This window comes from Arthrobacter sp. B2a2-09, from assembly GCF_027587375.1.
Classification (GTDB): Bacteria; Actinomycetota; Actinomycetes; order Actinomycetales; family Micrococcaceae; genus Arthrobacter.
Window position 1 is genome coordinate 25367 of the sequence record NZ_JAMXIC010000021.1, and the last position, 24559, is coordinate 49925.

General features: G+C 63.0%; 21 protein-coding genes. 6 read left to right on the top strand and 15 right to left on the bottom strand.

What is annotated here, in order from left to right:
* Positions 1-4: 4 nt before the first annotated feature.
* The 11 genes from ftsW to dinB all read right to left on the bottom strand — a co-directional run bounded on the left by ftsW (position 5) and on the right by dinB (position 13614).
* Complete coding sequence (ftsW, locus tag NFJ07_RS19090) at positions 5-1309, bottom strand: putative lipid II flippase FtsW (RefSeq protein ID WP_269996801.1); 1305 nt, start codon at positions 1307-1309, stop codon at positions 5-7.
* Positions 1310-1311: 2 nt separating this feature from the next.
* Positions 1312-2913 (bottom strand): UDP-N-acetylmuramoyl-L-alanine--D-glutamate ligase, encoded by a 1602-nt coding sequence (gene murD, locus NFJ07_RS19095; protein WP_269996803.1) that lies wholly within the window; start codon positions 2911-2913, stop codon positions 1312-1314.
* Complete coding sequence (mraY, locus tag NFJ07_RS19100; RefSeq protein WP_269996805.1) at positions 2895-4004, bottom strand: phospho-N-acetylmuramoyl-pentapeptide-transferase; 1110 nt, start codon at positions 4002-4004, stop codon at positions 2895-2897. The genes murD and mraY overlap by 19 nt, the downstream gene beginning before the upstream one ends.
* On the bottom strand, positions 4001-5491 hold the full coding sequence (locus NFJ07_RS19105) for a UDP-N-acetylmuramoyl-tripeptide--D-alanyl-D-alanine ligase (RefSeq protein ID WP_269996808.1): 1491 nt from the start codon (positions 5489-5491) through the stop codon (positions 4001-4003). The genes mraY and NFJ07_RS19105 overlap by 4 nt, the downstream gene beginning before the upstream one ends.
* Positions 5492-5497: 6 nt before the next feature.
* Positions 5498-7135 carry a UDP-N-acetylmuramoyl-L-alanyl-D-glutamate--2,6-diaminopimelate ligase gene (locus tag NFJ07_RS19110; protein WP_442865370.1) on the bottom strand — a complete coding sequence of 546 codons (1638 nt, stop codon included), beginning with the start codon at positions 7133-7135 and terminating at the stop codon, positions 5498-5500.
* 176 nt (positions 7136-7311) lie between these two features.
* The gene (locus NFJ07_RS19115; protein WP_269996810.1) at positions 7312-9108 is read right to left on the bottom strand and encodes a peptidoglycan D,D-transpeptidase FtsI family protein; all 1797 of its coding nucleotides are present in this window, start codon (positions 9106-9108) and stop codon (positions 7312-7314) included.
* A 55-nt stretch (positions 9109-9163) separates the two neighbouring features.
* Entirely contained in the window at positions 9164-9829 is a 666-nt protein-coding gene (locus tag NFJ07_RS19120; RefSeq protein WP_269996812.1) for a hypothetical protein, read from the bottom strand.
* Positions 9826-10824 carry a 16S rRNA (cytosine(1402)-N(4))-methyltransferase RsmH gene (gene rsmH / locus NFJ07_RS19125; protein ID WP_269996814.1) on the bottom strand — a complete coding sequence of 333 codons (999 nt, stop codon included), beginning with the start codon at positions 10822-10824 and terminating at the stop codon, positions 9826-9828. The genes NFJ07_RS19120 and rsmH overlap by 4 nt, the downstream gene beginning before the upstream one ends.
* 179 nt (positions 10825-11003) lie before the next feature.
* Positions 11004-11435 (bottom strand): division/cell wall cluster transcriptional repressor MraZ, encoded by a 432-nt coding sequence (mraZ, locus tag NFJ07_RS19130; protein ID WP_269996815.1) that lies wholly within the window; start codon positions 11433-11435, stop codon positions 11004-11006.
* 379 nt (positions 11436-11814) lie between these two features.
* The gene (locus tag NFJ07_RS19135) at positions 11815-12177 is read right to left on the bottom strand and encodes a DUF3040 domain-containing protein (RefSeq protein ID WP_269996818.1); all 363 of its coding nucleotides are present in this window, start codon (positions 12175-12177) and stop codon (positions 11815-11817) included.
* 234 nt (positions 12178-12411) lie between these two features.
* The gene (gene dinB, locus NFJ07_RS19140) at positions 12412-13614 is read right to left on the bottom strand and encodes a DNA polymerase IV (RefSeq protein WP_269996913.1); all 1203 of its coding nucleotides are present in this window, start codon (positions 13612-13614) and stop codon (positions 12412-12414) included.
* A 162-nt stretch (positions 13615-13776) separates the two neighbouring features.
* On the opposite strand from dinB, the gene NFJ07_RS19145 reads away from it, so the two are divergent.
* Both NFJ07_RS19145 and NFJ07_RS19150 read left to right on the top strand, forming a co-directional pair.
* Entirely contained in the window at positions 13777-14310 is a 534-nt protein-coding gene (locus tag NFJ07_RS19145) for a hypothetical protein (protein ID WP_269996820.1), read from the top strand.
* A gap of 89 nt (positions 14311-14399) precedes the next feature.
* The gene (locus NFJ07_RS19150; protein ID WP_442865372.1) at positions 14400-15398 is read left to right on the top strand and encodes a polyprenyl synthetase family protein; all 999 of its coding nucleotides are present in this window, start codon (positions 14400-14402) and stop codon (positions 15396-15398) included.
* 105 nt (positions 15399-15503) lie between these two features.
* Here NFJ07_RS19150 and NFJ07_RS19155 read toward each other — a convergent pair whose 3' ends face one another.
* Positions 15504-15857 carry an Rv2175c family DNA-binding protein gene (locus tag NFJ07_RS19155; RefSeq protein ID WP_028266705.1) on the bottom strand — a complete coding sequence of 118 codons (354 nt, stop codon included), beginning with the start codon at positions 15855-15857 and terminating at the stop codon, positions 15504-15506.
* A gap of 224 nt (positions 15858-16081) precedes the next feature.
* Here NFJ07_RS19155 and NFJ07_RS19160 point away from each other — a divergent pair, with 224 nt between their 5' ends.
* Both NFJ07_RS19160 and pknB read left to right on the top strand, forming a co-directional pair.
* Positions 16082-17443 (top strand): lytic transglycosylase domain-containing protein, encoded by a 1362-nt coding sequence (locus NFJ07_RS19160; RefSeq protein WP_269996825.1) that lies wholly within the window; start codon positions 16082-16084, stop codon positions 17441-17443.
* A 73-nt stretch (positions 17444-17516) separates the two neighbouring features.
* Positions 17517-19607: a Stk1 family PASTA domain-containing Ser/Thr kinase gene (pknB, locus tag NFJ07_RS19165; RefSeq protein ID WP_269996827.1), complete on the top strand. Its 2091-nt coding sequence runs from the start codon at positions 17517-17519 to the stop codon at positions 19605-19607.
* A 78-nt stretch (positions 19608-19685) separates the two neighbouring features.
* On the opposite strand, the gene NFJ07_RS19170 is transcribed toward pknB, so the two are convergent.
* Together NFJ07_RS19170 and NFJ07_RS19175 are read right to left on the bottom strand one after the other, a co-directional pair.
* On the bottom strand, positions 19686-21113 hold the full coding sequence (locus tag NFJ07_RS19170) for a class II 3-deoxy-7-phosphoheptulonate synthase (RefSeq protein ID WP_442865371.1): 1428 nt from the start codon (positions 21111-21113) through the stop codon (positions 19686-19688).
* Positions 21114-21179: 66 nt separating this feature from the next.
* The gene (locus tag NFJ07_RS19175; RefSeq protein ID WP_269996829.1) at positions 21180-21914 is read right to left on the bottom strand and encodes a lysophospholipid acyltransferase family protein; all 735 of its coding nucleotides are present in this window, start codon (positions 21912-21914) and stop codon (positions 21180-21182) included.
* A 155-nt stretch (positions 21915-22069) separates the two neighbouring features.
* On the opposite strand from NFJ07_RS19175, the gene NFJ07_RS19180 reads away from it, so the two are divergent.
* Positions 22070-22885 carry an alpha/beta hydrolase gene (locus NFJ07_RS19180; RefSeq protein WP_269996831.1) on the top strand — a complete coding sequence of 272 codons (816 nt, stop codon included), beginning with the start codon at positions 22070-22072 and terminating at the stop codon, positions 22883-22885.
* Positions 22878-23414, top strand: a complete 537-nt coding sequence (locus tag NFJ07_RS19185) for a hypothetical protein (protein WP_269996833.1) — start codon at positions 22878-22880, stop codon at positions 23412-23414. Before NFJ07_RS19180 ends, NFJ07_RS19185 begins: the two co-directional genes overlap by 8 nt.
* On the opposite strand, the gene NFJ07_RS19190 is transcribed toward NFJ07_RS19185, so the two are convergent.
* On the bottom strand, positions 23411-24526 hold the full coding sequence (locus NFJ07_RS19190) for an ROK family glucokinase (protein WP_269996835.1): 1116 nt from the start codon (positions 24524-24526) through the stop codon (positions 23411-23413). The genes NFJ07_RS19185 and NFJ07_RS19190 overlap by 4 nt on opposite strands.
* Positions 24527-24559 lie beyond the last annotated feature (33 nt).

Consider the following 24559-nt stretch of genomic DNA (forward strand, 5'->3'; position numbering starts at 1 on the left):
AGTGCTATGTACGCTTTCGTGCAGTTTTCGCAAGTCGCCAGCGCGGCTTGGAACGGCTGGCAGGAGCCATTTGGGCGCGGGCCAAAGACAACACTACGCCCACGCCGCATAGCGACATCACCAACGCTGAACCGCCATAGGAAATGAAAGGCAGCGGAACGCCGATAACGGGCAGCAGACCGGCCACCATGGCCATGTTGATCGCGGCCTGTCCAAGCATCCACGCCATGATCGAGCCGCCGAGCACGCGGGCGAACAAGTCTTCCTGATGGCTGACAACCCGGTAGATGGCAACGGCGAGCAGTGCAAAAAGCACCAAGACCACGATGGTCCCCACGAGGCCGAGTTCCTCCCCGATGACGGCGAAGATGAAGTCGTTGTGGGCTTCTGGAATCCACTGGTATTTTTGCCGGCTCTGGCCAAGTCCAACGCCAAACCAACCTCCCGAGGCAAGCGCGCTGAGCCCCTGTTCGCTCTGGAAGCCGATGTCGCTTGCCCCTGCGCAGCTCTGCCCCATCCACGAGGTGATCCGGCACATCCGGTTTCCACTGGTGAATGCCAGAATCAGCGCGGCAGCGGCAGCAACACCACCCGCCCCGGCGAAGAGCTTCAGATTGACACCGCCGAAAAACAACCCTGCAGCCATGATGAGCATGACCACCAACGAGGTGCCAAGGTCGTGCCCCAGGACGATCAAAGTAATGATGACGCCGGATACCGGGACGATGGGGATCAGGGCGTGCGTCCATTTGTCGAGGAGTTTGGCCTTGACGGAAAGCACCGTGGCCATCCAGAGCACCAGGGCGAACTTGGCGTACTCCGAAGGCTGGAAGGTGAAGCCGCCGATCTCGATCCAGTTCTGGTTGCCCAACACACGCTTGCCGATGACCAGGACAAGGACCAACAAGGCACCGGCAAGGATTATCGAGGGCCACGCGAATCTCTTGAGCCAAAGGACGTTGACTCGTGAAAGCACCAGCATCGCGACGATGCCGATACCGGCGAACATGCCTTGCTTGGTGGCGATGGAGTACGGGGATTCGCCGGCCGCAATCGCTTCGACGCTGGACGCGGACAGGACCATGATGATCCCGATAGCCGTGAGTGCGAGCGAGGCGCCAAGGATCAGGTAGTAGGTTGACCCGCCCCTCGATTTACCGCTTCCCTCGAGGGTTGTCCAAAACCCGGTAATCCCCGAGCGAATGCGGGCCGGCAGCGAGGCTCGGGCAACGCCTGCCGCGCGTCCAGCGGGATCTGCCTTGCCGGCCGGGGTCCGTCCGGGCCCGCTGCGCGTGGGCGTGCTGACCATTGTTACTCCTCGGTGGTCTGTGCCTGGCCTTCCACAAGCTCGCGCACTGCCCGGATGAAAGCATCGCCACGGTGAGCGTAGGAAGAGAACTGGTCCATGGAGGCAGCCGCCGGGGCCATCAGCACGGTATCGCCGGGCTCGGCGATACTTGCTGCCGACTCGACAGCATGGGCCATGACGGTGTCGCCGAAGATCGGAGACGGTTCCGCGGCGGCACCAGCTGAATCGGCGGACTGCACCATTTCAGTGTCGCCCTTGGGCTGCCCGATTACGGGCACATCCGCTGCGTGTCGCTTGAGGGAGGCTTCCAGGTCCGCGGTGTCGGAGCCGATCAGCACTACCGCCTTGAGCCGGTGCGCGTTGCTTTTGACCAAGTCGTCATAGTTGACGCCTTTGGACAAGCCGCCTGCAATCCAGACGACCTTTTCGAACGCCGACAGGGCTGCAGAAGCAGCGTGCGGATTGGTCGCCTTGGAGTCGTTGACCCAGAGCACGCCGTTCTGCTTGGCCACAGGCTGGATGCGGTGGTCTCCCGGGAGATAGTTCCTGAGTCCCTCACGCACCGCAGCCGATTCGACGCCGTAGGCGCGCACCAATGCGGCAGCAGCCAGCGCGTTGGCAACCATGTGTCGCGGAGCAGGAGTGCCCAGATCCGCCAGGGAGGCAAGTTCCTCTGCCGAACTCTTGCGTTCTTCGATGAACGCGCGGTCCACGAGCAACCCCTCGACGACGCCGAGCATGCTGACAGCCGGGGTCAAGGTGGTGAAACCGACTGCCCGGCAACCCTCGACCACGTCGGCGTTTTCCACCATGCGCTCGGTCTCGATCTGCTCAGCGTTGTAGATACACGCCTTCTGGGTGTTCTCGAAGATCTTTGCTTTGTCCGCGAGGTAGGACTCGTAAGAGCCGTGCCAGTCGACGTGGTCCTCGGCGACGTTGAGGCAGACGCTGGCCACTGGGGAGAGGGATTCGATCCAGTGCAACTGGAAGCTGGAAAGTTCAACCGCGAAAGTGTCGTACTCCACAGGATCACGGAGTGCGTCCAGGATGGGAGTGCCTACATTCCCCACAGCGATTGCTTTGAGCCCCGCTGCCTGCAGCATGGCTTCGGTCATGCCCACCGTGGTGGTTTTGCCGTTGGTACCCGTGATCGTGAGCCAGTCCGCCGTCTTGCGGCCCTTGCGTTCGCGCACCCGCCAAGCGAGTTCGACGTCGCCCCACACCGGTACGTGGGCCCGTTTGGCAGCTGCCAGAAGGGACTGGTCCGGCCGCCAGCCCGGCGACGTCACGACGAGTTCGGCCTTCTCACCGTCCACACGGGGCAGTGTTTTGACGGCGTCTTGGCCGAGGAGGACGTCGGCTGCGCCCACGATCTTCAAGGTGTCCGCCTGGGCGAGGGCTTTGGCACTGGTGGCAGCGTCAACAACCACCACGCGTGCGCCGAGTTCGATCAAGGTATCGGCGGCCGCGAAACCGGAGACGCCGATGCCCGTCACGACGACGCGCAGGCCCTTCCAATCGGAATCCCAACTGACGAGGTTCCCGAGCCGGTCATTGGCCGAAGGCTTGGTTTGAGGACTTGAGCTCACAGCAGCACCACCCATTCAGCATAGAAAATCCCAAGGCCTGCGGCCACGAACAGGCCGCAGAGAATCCAGAATCGGACAACCACCGTGATCTCGGCCCAGCCCTTGAGTTCGAAATGATGCTGAAGGGGGGCCATCTTGAAGACTCGCTTACCCTTGGTGACCTTGAAGTAGCCCACCTGGATGATGACCGACAGCGTGATGAGGACGAAGAGCCCGCCGATGATGCCCAAAAGAAGTTCGGTGCGGGAGAGGATCGCAAAGCCGGCCACCGCACCGCCGATAGCCAGGGAACCGGTGTCACCCATGAAGATCTTCGCCGGAGACGTGTTCCACCAGAGGAATCCCACCAGCGCAGCACTGCAAATTGCCGCCAACAGCGCCAGATCGAGCGGGTCGCGGACCGAATAGCAGCCGCTGCCCGCCTCGCGGGGTGAACCGCAAGCCTGGTTGTTCTGCCAGATGCCCATGAGTGTGTAAGCCCCGAAGACCATGATGGAGGCACCAGCGGCAAGGCCGTCCAGTCCGTCCGTGAGGTTGACGCCGTTGGTTGCCGCGGTGACGATCAGGTTCGACCAGATGACAAAGAGGATGGCACCAAGGACGGTGCCCCCAAAGGCCAGGTTCAGCCAGGGAATGTCCCGTACAAGGGAAATATGCGTGGAGGCCGGGGTGATCCCCTCCGCGTCAGGGAAGTTCAGGACCAGCACTGCGAAGACAATGCCCACGAACGCTTGAAGGATCAGCTTGGCTTTGGCATTGAGTCCGAGGCTGCGTTGCTTGGAAATCTTGATGAAATCGTCGAGGAAACCCACGAATCCCATGCCGACCATAAGGAACAGCAAGAGCAGGCCCGAAGCTGAGGGGCCCGGTGATCGTGGGTTCATCATCCACATGATCAGGTGGGTCAACCCGTAGCTGATGAGCACGGCGGCCACCACGACGGTACCGCCCATGGTGGGAGTGCCACGCTTGGTGTGGTGGGAAGTGGGTCCGTCGTCGCGGATGAACTGGCCGTATCCCTTGGTGACGAGGAACCGGATGAAGAGTGGCGTTCCGATCAAAGCCACCAAGAGGGCGACGCCCGCGCCGATCAACAGTGCAATCACAGCAGCTCGTTCCCTTCATTGGCGGCAGTTGTAGCCGCGGTGTTCGCACTCGTCCCGGCCTGTGGGGGTAATGCTATCCGATCCCCCAAATACCTCAGGCCGACCCCGTTTGAGGACTTGAAAAGCACCAGGTCGCCTGGTTCGAGCTCAGCCTGCAGCAGTTCGTAGGCCTCGTCGGCCGTTTCGGTGAAACTGCATTCGTCGCCCCAGGAGCCTTCCTGGATCGCGGAAATGTACAGCGACCGGGCTTCGCGGCCAACCACTACGAGCCGGGAAATGTTCAAGCGAACCACTTGCGTCCCCACAGCGGTGTGTTCGCGGATGGAATCTTCGCCAAGTTCCAGCATCGCGCCCAGCACCGCCCAGGTGCGGCGTCCCTGGCCGAGGTCGGCGAGGGTGCGCAGGGCTGCGCGCATGGATTCCGGATTCGCATTGTACGCGTCGTTGATGATGGTGACGCCGTCTGCCCGCTCAGTGCGTTCCATTCGCCATCGGCTGGCCGGCGACTGCTCGCTCAGCGAGTCGGCAATCCCGGCCGCAGGGAGTCCTGCGGCGAACGCCGCGGCCGCGGCGGCAAGCAGGTTGGTGATGTGGTGCGCACCGATGAGCTTGCTGTGGACGGGATGGGGGACCCCGCCGTCGGGCAGGAGGAGCTCGAATTCCGGGTGGCCGTCTTCGTCGATATCGGCGTTCCTGGCTTCGACTGCGGAGCCGGAAACGCCGGTGGCCGTGGTTCCGAGCACTTTGGCGTGGGTGCGGGAGACCATCGCTGCGACCCGCGTGTCGTCGAGGTTGATGACGGCGGTTCCGTCCTGCCCCAGCGCCTCGACGAGTTCGCCCTTGGCCTTGGCTATGTTCTCCACGCCGCCGAACTCGCCGGCGTGGGCGGTGCCGACGCAAAGAACGACGCCGATGTCCGGTTGGACCATCTCGGCGAGATACTTGATGTGGCCAACGCCGGTGGCGCCCATTTCGATCACGAGATAACGGGTGCCTGCATCGGCTCCGAACACGGTGAGCGGCACGCCGACTTCACCGTTGTACGAACCCTGCGGGGCCACTGTGGCCCCGGCCCGGGAAAGAATGCCAGCGAGCAAGTCCTTGGTGGTGGTCTTGCCCGCCGAGCCTGTGATGCCGATAACAGTAAAGGCCTGCCCCTGCGCCGCACGGGCGGCGCGGATGCGGCGCACGGACTCTGCAGCCAGCGCACCCATGGCGAGCACGGCGTCATCGACGACGACGGCGGGGTAAGGCCGGCCGTCGTCGTCGGAAACGTCGCGCTCTGTCAGCGCCAGGACGGCCCCGCGCTCAAAAGCGACGCCCACGTAATCATGGCCGTCGGCGTTCTCTCCTGGCTTGGCCACGTACAACGATCCAGCAGCCACCTCACGGGAATCGGTAACGACGGACGCCGGGACAATGCCCGGGTCCGCTGCCAATCGGCCGTTGGTGATATCGGCGATCTCCGCCGCAGTAAGTGCAATCATCTCGGTCTAGGACTCTATCCGCTCGTCCGTGGAAACTTTGAATCCCCTGGCTGTCAAGGCCGCCCGCAGTTCCACCCGGTCATCGAGGGCAAGGTTGACACCCTTCACTTCCTGCCAGACCTCGTGTCCTCGGCCGGCGATCAGAATGGTGTCCCGCTCAGTGGCCAGTTCCACGGCTTGGCGGATGGCGACGTCCCGGGGGTACGCTTCCACGATCTCGCAGTCGAGGTCCTCTGACTCGCGCGCGGCACGGGCACCGGCGATGACTTCCCAGCGGATCGTCGCAGCGTCTTCGTCATGGGGATCGTCGTCGCTGATAATCACGACGTCGGCGAGCCGGGCGGCTATGGCGCCCATGGTCGGCCGCTTGCCCTGGTCGCGCTGGCCAGTGGCGCCGAAAACGACAATCACGCGGGATCCAGATGCTTGGGAGCGTACAGCCTTCAGGGCCCTCGCTAGTGCGTCCGGGTTGTGCGCGAAATCAACAACGGATGCCGGGGCATCCGAGATCAGCTGCATCCGGCCCGGTACGGAAACGGTGAAGGGATCGTGCCTGTCCAGCGCCGCCTGCAGTGCCAGCGGGTCGATGCCGGAGTCGAGCACCATAATGGTAGCCAGCGCCGCGTTGGCGACGTTGAAGTCCCCCGGCAATCCTGTGTGGACGCGCAGGACTGTTCCATCGCGGTGGCGCAATTCAAAGTCCGTTCCAAGCCCGCGTTGCGCTGATGCCTCCACCGTCCAGTCAGCGACGCTCCCCTGCGTGGCCGACAGCGTGGTCACGGGAATTCCCGCCTCGTCGGCCAGCAAGCGCCCCCACGGGTCGTCCACGGTCACTACAGCCCGCCGTGCGCGCGCGCTGGTGAAGAGCTCCGCCTTGGTCCGGAAGTACTCGTCCATGTTTCCGTGGAGATCGAGGTGATCCTGTGTCAGGTTGGTGAAGCCGGCAACGTCGAACATCACCGAGTCGACCCTGTGGAACGACAGGGCGTGGGAGGAGACCTCCATGGACGCCGCGTCGAGCCCACGTTCGCGCATGAGGGCGAGCAAGGCATGGACATCCGTAGACTCCGGCGTGGTCAACAGGCTCGGGATGGCCTCGCCACCCGCAAGAATTTCGATCGTCCCGATCAGGCCGGGATTCATGCCCAGTGCGCGGAGGAGGGAGTTGATGAAATACGTCGTGGTCGTTTTGCCGTTCGTCCCGGTTACACCGAAAAGTGTGGGTGAAACCCCATCGACGGGTTGGCTTCGATAAATGAGGGCAGCGAGCGTGCCGACGGCGGCACGGGGAATGCCAACGATCAGCACGGGCACAGCAAGGTCCCCAAACGCCAATTGGCGGGCGCCCGCTTCATCGCTCAAGACGGCCACAGCACCGGCCGCCACCGCCTGGGTGACAAAGTCGGCCCCGTGGCGGGTGGCTCCGGGCAGCGCCAGATACAAGTCTCCCGGCTCGACGGTGCGCGAGTTGAGGGACACACCCGTCACCGACGTGCCGCCGGTGTCCGGGGGCAGCGCGATTCCGAGGGAGGCCGCGATGACCTCAAGGGGAACAGGCGCCACGACGGCTGGACGGAAGCCGGGTTTGTCCGTAGCCGGCGGGGTCCCTGTAGGGATCGATACGGCATCATTCTGCTCTGACAAGGGGGTCTCCGTTGGTACTCGTAAAACTGGCCGCGCGAGAACCGTAGGACTCCCGGAAACGGCATGGGTGGATCGTTATGTGGCCGGACAGATGCCCAACAAGCTTACTTGGCGAAACTGACTTACTTCCCGCACTGTTCCTCTTCGCAGTACTGGCCCTGTTTGCAGTACTGGCCCTATTTGCCGTACTGGGGGAAGCGCGCCGGAGTGCCGGTGGACGGCGGGACGTTGTAGGTGCGCAGGACCTGGCCCATGACTGAGCGGAAAATCGGCCCCTGGGTGATGCCGTAAATGTTCCCTTTAGGACGCTGGACAACTACCTCGACGATGAACTGTGGATTCTCCATAGGAGCCATTCCGATAATGGAGGCGGTGTACCCATCGAAGCCGGGCAAACCATCTTCACGAGGCGCCTCGGAGGTTCCTGTCTTGGCACCCACCCGGTATCCGTCGATGCCGGCGTCTTTCACTTCACCCATGGTGACGTTGCTCTCAAGGATGTCCCGGACCTGTTGGGCCGTTTCCTTGGTGACCACCTGGCGGGGATCCTTGGCAGGCACCTTGTTCTCGACCCCGTCGGCTCCGACGTAGCCGTCGATCAGCCGCGGTTGAAGCATCACACCGCCGTTGGCCACGCTTTGGTAGGCCCGGACGGTCTGGAGGGTGGACTGAGAGACGCCCTGTCCGAAAAGTACGGTGTACTGCTGGCGGTCATCCCATTGATCGGGCTTGGCCAGGATGCCGGTGGTTTCGGCGGGAAGACCAATGTCCGGCGCTTCGCCGATGCCGAATCGCTGGAGGTAGTCGTACCGCTGTTGCTTGCTCAGGCGGCTCCCGATCATCACGGTACCTGTGTTCATCGAATAGCCGAGGATACCGGCGAGCGTCCTCTGTTCGGTGCCGTGCGTGAACGCATCGGTGAACGTCTGGCCGTCAATGGTCACGGCCGGTGGAATGGTGACAGTGTCCAGCGGACTGGACTTTCCTTCATTGATCGCGGCCGATGCCGTGATCATTTTCTCCACCGAGCCGGGCTCGTAGGCGGCCGTCACCGACCGCACGCCGCGGTCCGCGGCCGCCACCTTGCCGGGATCGTTGGGGTCCGGGGCGTTCGTGTCCGCCATCGCGATGATGTTCCCCGTCTTGATGTCCTCGACGACGACCGATCCCCACTCGGCATTGAGCTGGTTGACCTGGGTCTGGATGGCTTGCTGCGCAAAGTACTGGATGTCCGTGTTCAGGGTCAGCTTGACGTCCTGGCCGTTCACGGCAGGTGTCAGCAGGTCCGTTGCCACGGGGATGCGAAGGCCATCGGCGCCGATCTCAAAGACGCGCTTGCCATCTTTGCCGCGAAGTAGATCGTCCTGGGTCTGCTCAAGGCCGGCCTGGCCCGTGGTGCCGTCCTTGAGGAAGCCAATGACGCCACCGGCGACACTGCCGTTGGGATAGACCCGCTTGCTGACGCCTTCCGACACCACACCAGGGATGTGCAGTTGGGATATCCGGTCTTCGACGTCTGGCTTCACTTCCTTGGCCACGATGTTGTACTTCTTCACCCCGGTCACGGCCTGCGTGACCTGCCCGACGTCCATCCCCAGGGCGCTGGAAAGCTCTGCTATCCCCTGGGACCTGGAGATCGTGTCTATGGCCTGGGTCTGGGAGTTGAAACGAGGAAATTGATCAGTGTTTGTATTGACCGTTTGGTCCACCACAATGTTGTAGCGGATCACGCTGCTGGCCAGCACGGTGCCGTTGGCGTCAAGGATCTTGCCCCGTTCGGCTGGCAGGATGGTGGTTGTCAGCCTGTTGTTGTAACCCGCCTCGGCCAGGCCTCCGACGTCCAGTCCTTGGACCAGGAACAATTTGCCCCCAACCACCAGCAACAGGGTCAGCATGATTCCGAGGCCAATGCGCAGGCGCTTCTTCGCCGCCGGCGTTCTCTTGTTCTTCGATTTGCCGGTGTTCTGGACCACGTCGATTCCTTGCTGCTTGCCTTGCTGTTTACCCTGAAATCAGGTCGGCTGGACGCTACTGCCCGGGTACCTTCTGCTGTGGAGCGGGGACCGAACCACCGTGGAGATCCACAACCGGCGGCTTGGGTGCCGCAGGAACCGCGGGCGCCTGCGGTTTAGCCGGTGTGGAGTCGGCGGTCCCGTTGGCTTTGCGGCTGTCCAGCGAATCATTCTTGGCGGGTGCAGGAGGTACGACGCTGGACTGGCCCGCAACCGCAGGAGCAGCGATAACGGCACCGGGATTCTGTCCCTTGGTTGCCGGCGTGGCTTTTCCTGTGACCGTCAGGTTGTCCAGATCGATCTGGCCCGTGGCAGTGGAAGCTACCATTCCCAATTCTGCGGCCTTGGCGGCCAGATTCTGGGGAGCTTGGTAGTTCTGGACCTGCTGTGTCAGATCCTGGTTCTGCTTGTTCAGGGACGCATCGTCGTTCCTGAGCTTCACAAGGTCGTATTGGGCCGTGGAAACGGAGATGTTGAGCACCAGGACAGTCAACAAGGCGGCCGCGAGCACGCCGAAGCAAAAAACGACGAACGGAGTCCGCCGTCGTCCGGGAACACTCTGCACGAGCGAGAGCGGCGTCCGCGCCTTGCGGGTCGCGTCGCGCTCCGGTCCCCGGGCAGGCAGTGCACGCGCGGTGTTGCCCACCGTGGTCGGCAGGATCTTCGCGGCAGCGGTGCTCATGCTGTTCTCCTCGCTTTGATGCGTTCCACGGCCCGCAGGCGGGCAGATGCCGCACGCGGGTTTTCGGCGATTTCTTCTGGTGTCGGCACTTCCGTGCCCTTGGTCAAGGTCTTGAATTCCGGCTTGTGTTCCTCCAGCTCCACCGGGAAGCCGAGCGGGGCCGATGACTTGGACCGGGACTGGAAGACGGACTTGACGATCTTGTCTTCGAGTGAGTGGTACGACATCACCACTACCCGTCCCCCCATTGCCGAGGCTGAGAGAGCGGCAGGAACTGCTCGCTCCAGGACGTCGAGTTCCTCGTTGACTTCAATCCTCAAGGCTTGGAAAGTCCGCTTTGCCGGATGCCCGCCGGACTTTGCAGCCGCCGCAGGAACAACGCCGCGGATCTGCTCGACGAGTTCGCCGGTGGTGGCGAATGGCTTGGTGGCCCTCGCCGTGACGATGCGGTTTGCGATCCTGCCGGCAAACTTCTCTTCGCCCCACTTGCGGATAATCCGGACCAGGTCTTCTTCGGAATAGTTGTTGACTACGTCAGCGGCAGTCTGGCCGCGGCTGGTGTCCATCCGCATGTCCAGTGGCGCGTCATAGGAGTAGGCAAAGCCGCGCTCCCGCTCGTCCAGTTGGAGGGAAGACACGCCGAGATCCATGAGGATCCCGTGCACCTCGGGGATACCAAGGTCCGCAAGGACATCTTCGATCTCGTCATAGACAGCGTGTACCAGGTCAGTGCGGGCCGAGAATGGCTGCAGGCGCTCTCCAGCGAGGGCGAGGGCCTCTTCGTCACGGTCTATCCCTACAAGGTGCAGATCGGGGAACCGTTGCAGCATTGCTTCGGAGTGGCCACCCATTCCCAACGTGGCATCGATGGCGACGGGTGTTTCGCCACGGCTGCGGGCCGCCTCAAAACCTGGGGCCAACAAATTGATGCACCGGTCCCTCAGGACCGGTACATGTCGCTCCGCGGTTGGTTTTGGCGCGTCTTGCTCCTCCATGCGGCCTCCTCAGAGCTGAATTGTTCGTCTGTCAGTCGGGCGGGTCGCTTCTTGAGCCGGATCCCCATCCGCGCCTATCGCAGCGTCTGCCTGGCTCCGGGGAAGGTGAGCCAGGAAAACAATGCGATGGGCGGCTGGAGATCCCGTCCAAGAAGCCTTGCTGCTTCCTGTCCCGGTTTCTACATGAACCCGGGAAGGTTGTCGTCGTCGGTCTCCGAGAAGGCGGCTTCCTTCTCGGCCAGGTATTCGTCCCAAGCCTGGGCATCCCAGATCTCCGCACGGGTTCCGGCGCCGATGACCGCCAATTCCCGCTCAAGACCTGCGTAGCTCCGGAGCGCGGGCGGAATCGTCACGCGCCCCTGCTTGTCAGGTACCTCGTCAGAGGCTCCGGACAGGAAAACCCGGATGTAGTCACGTGACTGCTTGGAGGAGATGGGGGCCTCCCGCATGGATTCGTGAATACGTTCGAATTCCCGCTGGCTGAAGACGTAGATGCAACGCTCCTGGCCCCTTGTGAGCACCAAGCCGTCAGCAAGTTCCTCGCGGAACTTGGCGGGAAGGATGATCCGGCCCTTTTCGTCCAGACGGGGAGAATGCGTGCCAAGAAACACTGGCCCACCGCCCCCATCCGTAAAGGTGCCCGTACCTGCCCCACGCCGCCACTACCCTCTTACTCGCTCCACTTTACTCCACAAGCCCCCACAGTCAACGCAATCCGGCGTGTTTCGGCCCCACTTTCGAATGCGGGAGCCTGAAAACATGAGGATTTCAGGGGTGGTTGAGAGTGGAGGAGACTTTGCGGCGGCGCTCCAGGGAAGCGCACGACGGCGGCCCCGAGTCGCGCCTGCAGGTCCGGGAGGCGCTGCGAACTCGGCGTTAAATGCGAAAAGACCCGATATTCGGGTCTTTTCGCAATCAGGCCAGAGCCTGGTGGTGCAATGTGGAGGACTCGGCATCCGTGGAAGACAAGCCCCTGAATGGAGCGCTCAGCTACTCCTCGCCGCGGCGGCGCTCGTCCCAGCGTTCCTCGAGGTTGCTCATGAATGAGTTCTTTGCCTTACCCGGCTTCGCACTCTTCGACTTGCCGCCGACTGCCCTTCGCAGGGTGGCGAAGTAAACGCCGGCGCCCATGACGATGAAGCCCAGCACGCCAAGGAAGATGTTCTGCAAGGACACACCTACCAACAACAAGAGAATCCCGGCGATAGTGCCTAGAACGCCAATAACGATGTGCCTGGTCGACCATGATCGAATGGGGTCAGAGCCCATTGAATTGGCAAACTTTGGATCGTCCTCATGCAGTTGCTTCTCGAGTTGCTCGAGGAGCTTCTGTTCGTGCTCCGATAGGGGCATCGCGACCTCCTTTAGTCGGCCAGCGCCTGGATACGCCGCGGCCGTTGCCTCTGTTCCCTTGAACGGACGAACCCAAAAAAGGGTTCCCGAAGACCGGGTCTTGTGAACACGGTCTCACGGAACAGACGCAACATGACAATTTATCCAGACGGTCTAAATCTGTGTATCTCTAGGATAGTTTGTTGGCCGCTGTTCTGAAAGACACGCCGGAGGCCCGCGAAGGCTCTTCGCCACCTAGTGAGGGCCCGGTCCTTCAGGCTCCGCATGCGGTTCCAGAAGCGTTGCCGGAAGGACAGTCTTGCTGCCGAATCGCTCGGTGACACGGTCAAGCGCCTGCTCAGCCGCCCGCCAGTTGTCGTCCCTGCGATCCAGGCTTAACTGCAGCGAGGCATGTTCGGCCGGTTCGAGCTGCTCGGCCCGGACTCCCACAAGGCGCACGCTCATGGGCCGCTCCCCCAAGGACGCCAGCAACTGGCTCGCCACCTGATAGATCAGCTGGGCGCTGTCCACCGGCGTATGCATTGTCTTGCTACGGCTGATTGTCGAAAAATCCGCGTAGCGCAACTTCAGCGCTATGGTCCGGGCCAGCATTCCGGCTGTCCGCAACCGTGAAGCGGTTCGGTGGGAGAGCCTCAGCAACTCGCGGTGCAGGAGTGCGTCATCCGGGGTGTCAACAGCGAACGTTTCCTCGGAGCCGATGCTCTTTTCGAGGCGGGTAGGCGTGACCGGCCGCGGATCCAAACCCATCGACAATCGGTGGACATGCTCTCCCGAAGCTCCAAGGACCTTTTTCAAGGAAGCAAGCGGCGTGGCTGCAACATCAGCCACGGTACGGATCCCCAGCCTGGCGAGGACATCGGCGGTCTTGGCCCCGACTCCCCACAAGGCGTTCACGGGCAGGCTGTGCAAATAGGCTACGGTCTGGCCCGCCTCAATCAGCAGCAGTCCGTCGGGTTTGCAGCGCGTAGATGCGATCTTGGCAACGAACTTGTTGGCGGCTATCCCCACGGACGCAGTGATTCCCAGCTCGGACGCAACGCGGCGCCGGATCAAATGGCCGATCTGGACAGGCGGACCAAGCCTCCTGATCGCGCCGCCGACGTCCAGGAAAGCTTCGTCGACGCTCAAGGGCTCCACGAGGTCCGTTATTGATTCAAATATTCCCATCAGCTGCCGGGACACCTCGTAGTAGAGGCTGTGGCGGGGCTCGATGATGACGGCGTTGGGGCACATCCGCATGGCGTTGGCCATGGGCATTGCAGACTTCACGCCCAGCGCGCGCGCTTCGTAGGAGGCGGACAGCACAACTGAGCGATCCACCGGGAAGCCCACAATGACGGGCTTTCCCTTGAGTTCAGGACGAGTGCGCAGTTCCACCGAGACAAAGAAGGCATCCATGTCCACGTGGAGGATGCTGGTGCGCCGCAGTTCCCGCAGAGCAGCAGGATCCGGGGCGGATTCTTGTCCGGGGCCCCGCCCGTTGTTCTCTGCTTGTGGTCTCACAAGGAAATCCTATGCCGCGGCACTGGTTACTGGAGGCCGCATCCGGCGTCCTAAACTGGAGGCAGCATCCGGCGTCGTCCCCAGGAGGAAATCCCTGTGAAGCTCTTTGGAAAGCCTCAACCCGTCAGCCTGGCCCTGTTGGCCACGGGCGTCGCGTTGACCATCTCGGCTTGCGGGTCGTCCCCTGCAAGCACGGCATCCCAAGGGGCGGCGCCAACATCGTCCGGGGCGGTCACTGCCTCGGCAAGTCCGGCGCCGGCTACCACTTCCACGGCAGCCGCAGGAGCTTCCGCTGCCGTCGGCGCCCTGGTCCCGGGATTCCCCCAGCAACTGATTCCACTGATGCCCCAGGCAGCAGTCGAATCCAGCAGTTTCGATAAGAACTCCTCCCCGGCCTCGGTGGCCCTGGTGGGCACCATTACGTCCCCGGCGGACGCAGTAGTGGCCTTTTATACCTCTGCGCTGACGGTGCAGGGCTTTAAGGAAGTTCCCGGAAACACTGTGGGAAGTATCAAATCAAAGGACTTCCTCCGTGGCGACAATGAAACGGTGAATATCTCGGTGGTGGAAACCACAGGCAAATCCACGTTCACCATCGGTGCCAACGTGGCCGCCGGGTCAATCAAGTGACCACGGAGAGCCTCGGTTCGGAACAGAGCCGTTTTGTGGCCGACGTCGCCGCCAAACTTAACGGCTTCCTTGGGGTGCAACAAGAAACCATGGCCACCATCTCCCCCGACGTCGCTCCCCTCATGGGCTCAATCACGAGCCTTGTGACAGGTGGCAAACGGCTCCGGGCCCTGATGTGCTACTGGGGGTGGCGAGGTGCCGGGGGTGAGTCCGCGCATCCGGACATCATCACTGCTGGCTGCGCTTTGGAACTTTTTCAGGCTGCGGCCCTGATTCACGATGACATCATCGACCGCTCTGATACACGGCGCGGCGGTCCAAGCGTCCACAAGCGGTTCAGCCAACTCCATGAGGGCCAAGGCTGGGCCCTCGACAGCGAACGGTTCGGGCATGCGGCCGCCATTCTGACCGGAGACCTGTGCCTGTCCTTCAGCGAAGAGGCGTTCACGGAGATTGGCGGCAGGGCAGCCTCCGGAACGCCTGCGCGGCGGATCTTCAACCTGATGCGCGCCGAGGTCATGGCCGGCCAATACCTGGACATCCTGGAGGAAGTTGCAGGCCCGGTGCGGGACCGCGCAGGTGCCGTCCACCGCGCCCAGTCCATCATCCGTTTCAAATCGGCAAAGTACTCAACGGAACACCCCTTGGCTCTTGGTGGGGCCTTGGCCGGTGCCAGTGAAGAGCTCCTGCGAGGCTATTCCGCCTTCGCGTTGCCGCTTGGTGAGGCATTCCAGTTACGCGACGACGTCCTGGGGGTATTCGGAGACCCCGGGACTACGGGAAAGCCCGCGGGGGATGACCTCCGCGAAGGCAAGCGGACCGTGCTGGTGGGCTTCGCCATCAACCAGGCCGGGGCTACTGATTCGAGCTACATCGATACCATGCTCGGAAGGCAGGACCTTGGCGAGGCCGAGGTTGCCGAAATCAGGCGGATCATCGTGGATTGCGGCGCGCTCGAAGCCACGGAATCAATGATCGAAGAGCTCAGCAACGAGGCTTTCGAAGCCTTGGAACGCCTCCCCCTGGCTGAACTCCCGCTTACCGCACTGAGGCAGTTGGCCGAAGCCGCCGTCAGCCGGGCTGCGTGAACCCTTGCGTAAATCCAGGTTAAGGACAGTCTAAATACCTGCCTTAAATACAGTGGTGGCGATCAGCAAGCTGATCGCCACCACTGTATTTAAGGCAGGAGTCCCTTACCAGGCAAGTGATTGAGCCCTGCGTCGGATTTCAGTCTTGCGCCCTTCACGCAGCGCGTCGACAGGGCGGCCACGCAGTGACTCATCCGGAGTGAAAAGCCACGCAATGAGCTCCTCATCCGTGTACCCGGCATCGCCAAGCACTGCGATGGTGCCCTTCAGGCTATCCACCACATGACCGTCCTGGATAAAAAGGGCAGGAATCGAACGGATGTTGCGTTCGCCCACTCTCACAGCCACCACTGCACGCTCATCCAGAAGACCGTGGACCTTGGTGATTGAAACGTTCAGCAGCTCTGCCACATCGGGCAGCGGCAGCCAATCGGAAACGAGGCTTTCTACATTACTCACGGATCAAGATTGCCACGCCCGCGCGCTTTGCGCCTAGCCAGACGGACGGTGGGAGCGGAATTTGTGTCCTCGAATTGCCCAAGAATCGAATGCGCCGGGATTTCTTGTGCGGAATCGAAAAATGTGAGAGATTCACATTGATCACATTTGCATCACTACTCACTTTAGTAACACTGGCAACAGCGGCATTCCCAACATCCGCTGCTGAGATGAGGATTGCTCCCATGACGACGCCCCGCTCGCCCAAGAAGACAACGAGCATGCCCATAATTGCGGCCACCACAGCGGCACTGCCCGCCGTCATGCTCTCTTCATTGGCGCTCGCCCCAGCGGCAACCGCGCTTCCAGCGGTACAAACCCAGAAGATTCCTGCGTCGCTGGCTGCGGCCATGCAAGCGCAGGCCTCGGCTGTGTCTGCAAACGTCATTCCCGCGTCTGCGGTTGCCGCCACCATCCCGGCTGCCATGCAGCCCATGGCACCGGCGACTCCGGCCACGTACACCATCGTCCGGGGCGATACCATCAGCGGCATCGCGGCCCGCTACGGGTTGAACACCAACACCGTCCTGCAGCTCAACGGGCTCTCGGCCAACACCATCATCTACCCGGGACAACAGATCAAGCTGTCCGGTTCCGGGACTGCTCCAAGTGCGCCGGCACCCGCGCCGAGCCCGGCCCCCAGCCCGTCGTCGTCGTCGGCTGCCAGCTACACAGTCAAGTCCGGGGATACCCTGAGCGGCATTGCGGCCCGCCACGGCGTGGCGCTGTCAGACGTCTTCACGTGGAACGGCCTCAACGGCGGGTCCATCATCTACCCGGGACAGAAGATCAAGGTCGGCCCGGGAACGAACGCACCAGCTCCTTCAGCACCGGCCCCGGCGCCTGCTCCCGCGCCGGCGGCACCAGCACTTGCCAACACCGGCTCGTACACCATCAAGTCGGGTGACACTTTGGGCGGCATCGCGTCCCGCATTGGCGTCTCCCTGTCATCGCTGCTCTCAGCCAACAAGCTGTCCATGAGCACCATCATTTATCCGGGGCAGAAGCTCGCCATCCCGGGCGCTTCTGCGGCCCCAGCCCCGGCTCCCGTCAGCACCCCCTTGGTTCCGAGCACGTTCCTGGGCTACACCTACCCGGATGCGGTGGTCAGTTCAGCCAATGCGAACAAGGCCCTGCTCAATGCTTCCCCGGTTCCCAGCACCGCCCAGATGAAGGCTATCGTCGCCGATACCGCCCGTCGGATGGGCGTGGACCCTTCGTTGGCCATGGCATTCGCCTACCAGGAATCCGGTTTCAACCAGCGTGCGGTCTCTCCTGCCAACGCCATCGGCACGATGCAGGTGATTCCGTCCTCCGGAGAATGGGCTTCGCAACTGGTGGGACGCAAGCTCAACATCCTGGATCCGTATGACAACGTGACCGCCGGAATCGCCATCATCCGGACCCTCGTGAATACCAGCAAGGATTTGAACACGGCCATCGCAGGCTACTACCAGGGCCAGTACTCGGTGAGCAAGCACGGCATGTACGACGACACCAAGGCCTACGTCGCCTCGATCCTGGCCCTGAAGAAGAACTTCAGCTAAGTCACGTCGCATAACACGGGCCCGGATCGCATGTCGATTCGGGCCCGTGTTTTTGCTCAACTAGGATCGTAGGGTGCAGGAACAAGTTTCGGACCATCTCCTCGGATCCCTCGTGGACGGGCGCTACCTGGTGCGATCGCGCCTTGCGAGCGGCGGAATGTCAACCGTCTATCTCGCCACCGACAAGCGGCTCGACCGCGACGTGGCGCTCAAAGTGCTGCATCCGCTCTTGGCCAATGACCAAAATTTCCTCGACCGCTTGCAGCGTGAGGCCCGGGCCGCGGCCAGCCTTTCCCACCCGCACGTCGTGGGGGTCCTCGACCACGGACAGGACGGCCACATTGCGTACATCGTCATGGAGTACATCAAAGGCCACACTCTGCGCGACGTCCTCAACGAGAAGGCAGCCCTTCCACCCCGGCTGGCCTTTGCACTGATCGACCCCGTCATCGAAGGGCTCGCGGCCGCCCATGCTGCAGGGCTGATTCACCGCGACGTGAAACCGGAGAATGTCCTGATCGCCGACGACGGCCGCATCAAGGTGGGCGATTTCGGCCTGGCCCGGGCGGTCACTGCGACGACCAGCACCGGCGCCCTGATCGGCACGGTGGCATATTTGGCTCCCGAACTGGTCCTCGGCAAACCCGCCGATGCCCGGAGCGACATCTACTCTGCCGGCATCATGCTTTACGAGATGCTTACCGGCGAGCAACCCTATGCGGGCGACGTTCCCATCCAGGTTGCCTACCAGCACGTCAACGCGGCGGTCGCTCCGCCGTCGCTCGCTGTGCCCGGACTTGCTACGGACGTGGACGAACTCGTCCAGTGGTGCACCGCGAAGGAACCCGAAGAGCGTCCAGTGGACGGTTCTGCGCTCCTGTCGGAACTGCGGCATATCCGGACGACCTTGAGCGACGCGCAACTGGACATCAACCCGCCGGCAGCCAAGGCGGCAAGGCCCGAAGGGCAACAAGAAGCGGCCGGGGCAACCGCGGTGGTCGCCCCTTTCCATGCTGAACGCACTGAGCCCCTGGAACGGATCGGCCGCCCGACGGAGATCATCTCAAGCCAGCGCAATCCAACCACGGTGCTTCCGCCGTCGGGGTTCTCCCCCGGTGCCGCGTCTTTCGACGTCCAGGTGCCACAGGACCGGGCGCCCCAAGCACCGGCCGGAGCCCCGGCGAGCAAGCGCGACATCAAGAGGATGGCGCGCCAGGAAGAGAAGGACCGCGCCCGGGCCGCGGCCACGCCGTCGCGCTCCTTGCGGGAAGGCAATCCGCGCCGCCGGGCGGTGATCTGGACGATTGTCGTGATTGTCCTGGCGATCCTTGCCACTGCGGCAGGCTGGTTCTTCGGCATGGGGCCCGGCTCGCCCGGAACCATTCCCGACACCAAGAACAAAACGGTTGCGGAGGCACAGCAGCTGCTGAGAACCGCAGGCTTCCAATCCGAGCCAAAGGACGTGTTCGACGACGACGTCACGGCCGGGTTGGCAGTTGGTTCCGAGCCCTCGTCTGGCCAGGTGGTCCGGAAGTTCCAAGCGGTCTCGCTCTTCGTCTCGAAGGGTCCGCAGTTGTTTCCGCTCGCTGCGATGCCGGGCTTGACACTCGACCAGGCAAAGAATGCCCTTGGCGTGGCCGGGATGACGCTCGGCAAAGTCACCGAGCAGTATGACGACAAAGTGCCCTCAGGCTCGGTCATCTCCCAGTCCCCGGCCCAGGACACCGCAGTCCGCCACGGCACCCCGGTGGCACTGGTGGTTTCCAAGGGACCCCAGCCCCTCCCGGTACCCGATGTCCGCGGCATGACTCAGCAAGCAGCCGTCCAAGCGATCAGCGACGCCGGATTGACCGCGAAAATTGCGCCGGAACCCGTCAACGACAAAAAGGTCCCCGCAGGAGCCGTGGTCAGCCAGACCCCTGCCAACGGCACCTTAGTCCGCGGCGACGCGGTGACGTTGACCCTGTCCAAAGGGCCGAAAATGGTGCACGTCCCCAACTTCATCGGCAAGCAGGCGGACGCCGCCCGCAAAGCCTTGGAGTCGCTCGGATTCGACGTCAAGATCAACAACATCCTGGGTGGCTTCTTCGGCACCGTCCGTGACCAGAACCCCGTGGACAGCGATGCGCCGGAGGGCTCCGTCGTCACCTTGACCGTCGTGTAGGACGCCCCCATACAGGAAAGGCGATCCGGAACATTCCGGATCGCCTTTCCTGTATCGGGCCTGCTCGCAGGAGCTGGACTACCGCTTTGTGAGGGCTCCAGCCACGAGGAATGCCATCTCGAGGGACTGCATGTGGTTCAGGCGCGGATCGCACACCGACTCGTAGCGGTCCAGGAAGGCGTCCTGGTCAATGGGATCGGCGCCGCCAAGGCATTCCGCGACGTCGTCGCCGGTCATCTCCATGTGCAAGCCACCGGGTACCGTGCCCAGGGCGTGGTGGACCTCGAAGAAACCGCGGACTTCGTCCACGACGTCGTCGAAGTTGCGGGTCTTGTACCCGTTGGGCGAGGTGACCGTGTTCCCGTGCATCGGGTCGGTGACCCAGAGAACCTGCGCGCCGGAGGCCGTAACCTTCTCGACGACGGCGGGCAGCTTCTCGCGGATGTTCTTGGAACCCATCCGGGTGATGAAGGTGAGGCGGCCAGGCTCGCGGTTCGGGTCCAGCTTGTCAATAAGGCGCAACGCGTCGTCTCCCGAGGTCCCGGGACCGAGCTTGACGCCGATCGGATTGCGCACGCGGGACAGGAAGTCCACATGCGCATGATCGAGCTCACGCGTGCGCTCACCGATCCAGAGGAAGTGCCCGGATGTGTCGTAGGGAAGTCCCGTGCGGGAGTCGATGCGCGTCAGGGCGCGCTCGTAGTCCAGCAGCAGTGCCTCGTGACTGGCGAAGAACTCCACGCGCTTGAGGGCTTCGAAATCGGCACCGCAGGATGCCATGAACTTGATGGCACGGTCGATGTCCCTCGCCAAGGACTCGTAGCGGGCATGGGCGGGGTTTTCGGTGAAGCCCTTGTTCCAGAGGTGCACCAGGCGAAGATCGGCGAAGCCGCCCTGCGTGAAGGCGCGGATGAGGTTCAGCGTGGAAGCCGAGGTGTGGTAGGCCTTCAACATGCGGCTGGCATCGTGGGCGCGGGACTCCGGCGTGAAGTCGTAGCCGTTGACGATGTCGCCGCGGTAGGCAGGCAAGGTCACGCCGTCGCGGGTTTCCTCGTTCGACGACCGTGGCTTGGCGAACTGGCCGGCCATGCGGCCCATCTTGATGACGGGCATCGCCGCACCATAGGTGAGGACAACGGCCATCTGCAGGATGGTGCGGACCCGGGCGCTGATCTTGTCAGCGGTGGCGTCTCCGAATGTCTCGGCGCAGTCGCCGCCTTGAAGCAGGAATGCCTTGCCCTGGGCCGCAGCGGCCAAACGCTCGCGCAAGATGTCGACTTCGCCCGCGAAGACCAGCGGCGGAAGCACAGAGAGTTCTTTGACGGAGGCATCGAAGACGCCTCTGTCGGTCCAGGTGGGTTGCTGCGAGATAGGCATCTGACGCCAATCGTCCAAGCCGGGATAGTTTGCCGCGCCACTTTGCGCGGTGCTGGTCAGGGGGCTGCCCAGGGAACTAGTCAGGGTGCCGGTCACGGACGGTGCGGGGTTCGCGGATAGCTCAGTCACTCTCCAAGACTAGTTGCCTTGCGCGCTGTTCGGGGCACGGCTTCCGTAACCCTTATTCGCTGGTCGTCACACTTTCCGGGTGACTGTGCCGCCGCCGTCGTCCGACCCTGGCCCCGGAAGCTGCCCGGCCAGCCGCTGCTTGACGACGGCGGCGTATTCGTCCACGTATTCCTGCCCGGAGAGCCGCATGAGTTCGTACATGATTTCATCGGTCACGGCGCGTTGAACGGAGCGGTCTTCCTCTTGGCCGTAGTACCGGCTGAAGTCCAACGGTTGCCCGAAAATGATCCCGATCCGGCGGATGTTGGGCAAACGCTTGCCGATGGGTTGGACTTTCTCGGTGCCGATCATCGCTACGGGAACAACGGGCACCCGGGTTTGGAGGGCAAGTTTGGCGACTCCCACTTTGCCTCGGTATAGCTTGGCATCGGGACTGCGGGTGCCCTCCGGGTAGATGCCCAGCAGGCCGCCGTCGGCCAGGACGTCCCTGCCGGCCTGCAAGGACAACTCGGACGCAGCCCCGCCCGAACGGTCCATCGGCAACTGGTTGGTGAGCCGGAAGAACATGGCCGTGAGCCTGCCCTTGAGCCCCGTGCCCGTGAAGTACTCGGACTTGGCCAGGAAACTGACGCGCCGGGGCACCATCACCGGCATGAAGATCGAGTCTGAAAAGGACAAATGATTGGATGCGAGTATCGCGGCGCCATCGTGGGGAACATTGTCGAGGCCCTTGACCCAAGGGCGGAACAGCAATCTGAGAAGCGGACCCAGAAAGATCCGTTTCATGACCCAATAGAACACTTTGGTTCCTCTCAGGGGCGGCGTCTGCACGGCCTCCGGACGGTCCCGGCCGGCACTCAGAAGCCACCCTACTCCAGTGAGAAATGTCCCGAACAGTGACACGATGGACTCATCACGGAAAGCAGTGCCGCCAACAGAGTAGCCTCGGAGTCATCATGAACACTCTCATCGATCCCTCGCCGTACGCCAGCGACTTCACCGGTAGTGGACCCAGCATCGGCGTCGTGATGAGCCACGGCTTCACGGGCAGCCCGCATAGCATGCGCCCTTGGGCAGAGTATCTTGCGGCGGAAGGCTACGCCGTCCGACTCCCCCTGCTTCCAGGCCATGGGACCACGTGGCAGGACATGGCCACCCGGCACTGGCAGGAGTGGCACCATGCGGTGGATGCCGCGTATCTCGAGCTTCAGGCCGAGTGCGAATTCGTCTTCGCCGCCGGCTTGTCGATGGGAGGGACGCTGGCTCTGCGGATCGCGGCTACGCGCCCCGTGGCTGGTACCGTCGTCGTCAATCCGGGACTGGTGATCGATGACCCCCGCGCCGCCGTGGTTGGCATCCTCAAGCACGTCATGAAATCCACCCCGGCCATTGCCAACGACATCCTCAAACCCGGCATGGACGAGGGAGCGTACCCCAGGACACCGGTCGCCGCCGCCCATGAGTTGAAAAAGATGTACAAGGACACCGTCACCCTGCTCCCCCGGATTTCCGCGCCGGTGCGCATCTTCCGTTCCTCCGTGGACCACGTGGTTTCGGATCGAAGCATCAAGCAGTTGACGGAGCGGGTCACGGCTTCGATGGAGTTCAGCACCTTGGAGAACAGCTACCACGTGGCCACGCTGGACAACGATGCCCTGGAGATTTTCCGGGGCTCGGCCGAGTTCATCAAGAAAACGATGGCCGGATTGACAAGCAGTTCCGCCCCCGCCAGCCAGTCCGGCACCGAGCTCCGGGATTCACCCCATGAATAGGCCAGGCCCTGATTCCCCCGACCAGAGCGCCAACAAAGACGACGACGCCGTCTGGCTCGATTTGGTGGCCCGGCTTGAGTCGATGCCTTCCTCGGCGCTGGACGAAGCGCCGGCAGCGGAGGAGCCCACCAACGATACCGGAACAGAGCCTGGCCAAGTTCCAGGCCGCTCATCGTCCCGTTCCTTCCAAGACTTCGATCCTCTTGGGTTGTCCAAAAGGGGCGCTGCCGAAGAACCCGTGAGCGGGGAGGGCGGCGCTACCGGTCCGCGTGACTACGACGTCGAGGACGAGAACGGGTTCGTGCCGGAGGAACCGCCGAGCCTGGCCGGTACCGAACCGCTGACCATGCTCGCCTGGCTCGGAGCGGTGGGCGGCCCGCTCGCCCTGCTCTTCACCGCGATGTTCTGGCGCTCGGCGCCGCTCCTGGCCGTGATGGGCATTCTGGCGACATTTCTCGCCTCAGTGGTGTACCTCATCATGAAGCTGCCCCAGGAAAAAGACGAGAACGACGACGGCGCCCGCGTCTAGCCGCGCGCCCTGCCGCTGACCCGGGAGAGATCGGCAGCACCGATCATCCCTGCTCGCGGTCCTAGTGCGGCAAGCTTGATGGCGGCAGCGGGACGGAAACCGCGGCCAGTGAGGTTCCGGGTGAATGCTGTCCGCGCCGGGCCCACAAGAAGCTCACCGGCGTCGCACAGCCCACCGCCGATGACGAACGTCCCTGGGTCGAGCGCGGCCGCCAGGTTCGCAAGGCCGAGCCCCAGCCAGTGCCCCACTTCTTCCAGGAGCTCCCTCGAAGCGGAGTCCCCGGCTTTTGCCCGCTCCGTCACCGTAACGCCCGTGATGTTCTCGGCAGAGCCTCCGGCGGCCTTGAGCAATTCGTAGGCAACCGGTGAATTCCGAAGGGCCAGTTCCCGGGCTTCCCTGCCGAGCGCGTTACCGGAAGCATATTGCTCCCAGCAGCCCCTGTTACCGCATTCGCAGCGATGCCCGCCGGGCACCACGATCTGGTGGCCGAACTCCCCTGCTACGCCGAAACGCCCACGCTCCACCCGTCCATCCATGACCATGGCACCACCGATGCCCGTGCCGAGCGTAATGCAGACGAGGCGACTCTCCCCTTGTCCTGCGCCGAAGCGCCATTCAGCCCAGGCAGCGGCGTCGGCGTCGTTGGTGACGAGTACCGGGCGCCTCAGCAGGCTCTGCAGGTTTTCGCGCAGCGGCTCGTTACGCCAGGCGAGATGCGGGCTGAACAGCACCGTGCCGCCGTCGAGATCCATCCAACCGGCGGCGCCGATCCCCACAGATGCAATCCGGTGGCTTTTGCCCAACTCCTGGACAAGCTCGACGATCACTTGCTCTACTGCCCTGGCGTCATTGCCCGGGGTGGAGCGGCGCGCTTCCTCGACCACACGGCCCGAGGAATCCACAACTCCCGCTGCCACCTTCGTGCCGCCGATGTCGATTCCGATCGCCAGCCCCCTGCGGCCCAAATGGGAACGGCGCGCGGCCCACGGGACCGATTCCCAACGCAGGCCGCCGTGCGTGGAGCCGGGGCGCCGGCCGGTTGAGGTCGAGCCGGACCAGGAAATCTTCCGAACTCTTGCCGGGATCTGGTCGTTGGATGAATTCAGGGGCATGTCGCCATCCTATTCCGAGTGCCGCATATGTAC

Coding starts and splice junctions, on each gene's coding strand:
- NFJ07_RS19150 (WP_442865372.1), top strand. CDS start 14,400: ATGGCCACCATCTCCCCCGACGTCGCTCCCCTCATGGGCTCAATCACG.
- NFJ07_RS19160 (WP_269996825.1), top strand. CDS start 16,082: ATGACGACGCCCCGCTCGCCCAAGAAGACAACGAGCATGCCCATAATT.
- NFJ07_RS19190 (WP_269996835.1), bottom strand. CDS start 24,526: ATGCCCCTGAATTCATCCAACGACCAGATCCCGGCAAGAGTTCGGAAG.
- NFJ07_RS19185 (WP_269996833.1), top strand. CDS start 22,878: ATGAATAGGCCAGGCCCTGATTCCCCCGACCAGAGCGCCAACAAAGAC.
- rsmH (WP_269996814.1), bottom strand. CDS start 10,824: ATGGAGGAGCAAGACGCGCCAAAACCAACCGCGGAGCGACATGTACCG.
- NFJ07_RS19180 (WP_269996831.1), top strand. CDS start 22,070: ATGAACACTCTCATCGATCCCTCGCCGTACGCCAGCGACTTCACCGGT.
- ftsW (WP_269996801.1), bottom strand. CDS start 1,309: ATGGTCAGCACGCCCACGCGCAGCGGGCCCGGACGGACCCCGGCCGGC.
- murD (WP_269996803.1), bottom strand. CDS start 2,913: ATGGGTGGTGCTGCTGTGAGCTCAAGTCCTCAAACCAAGCCTTCGGCC.
- NFJ07_RS19120 (WP_269996812.1), bottom strand. CDS start 9,829: ATGAGCACCGCTGCCGCGAAGATCCTGCCGACCACGGTGGGCAACACC.
- NFJ07_RS19135 (WP_269996818.1), bottom strand. CDS start 12,177: ATGCCCCTATCGGAGCACGAACAGAAGCTCCTCGAGCAACTCGAGAAG.
- NFJ07_RS19105 (WP_269996808.1), bottom strand. CDS start 5,491: ATGATTGCACTTACTGCGGCGGAGATCGCCGATATCACCAACGGCCGA.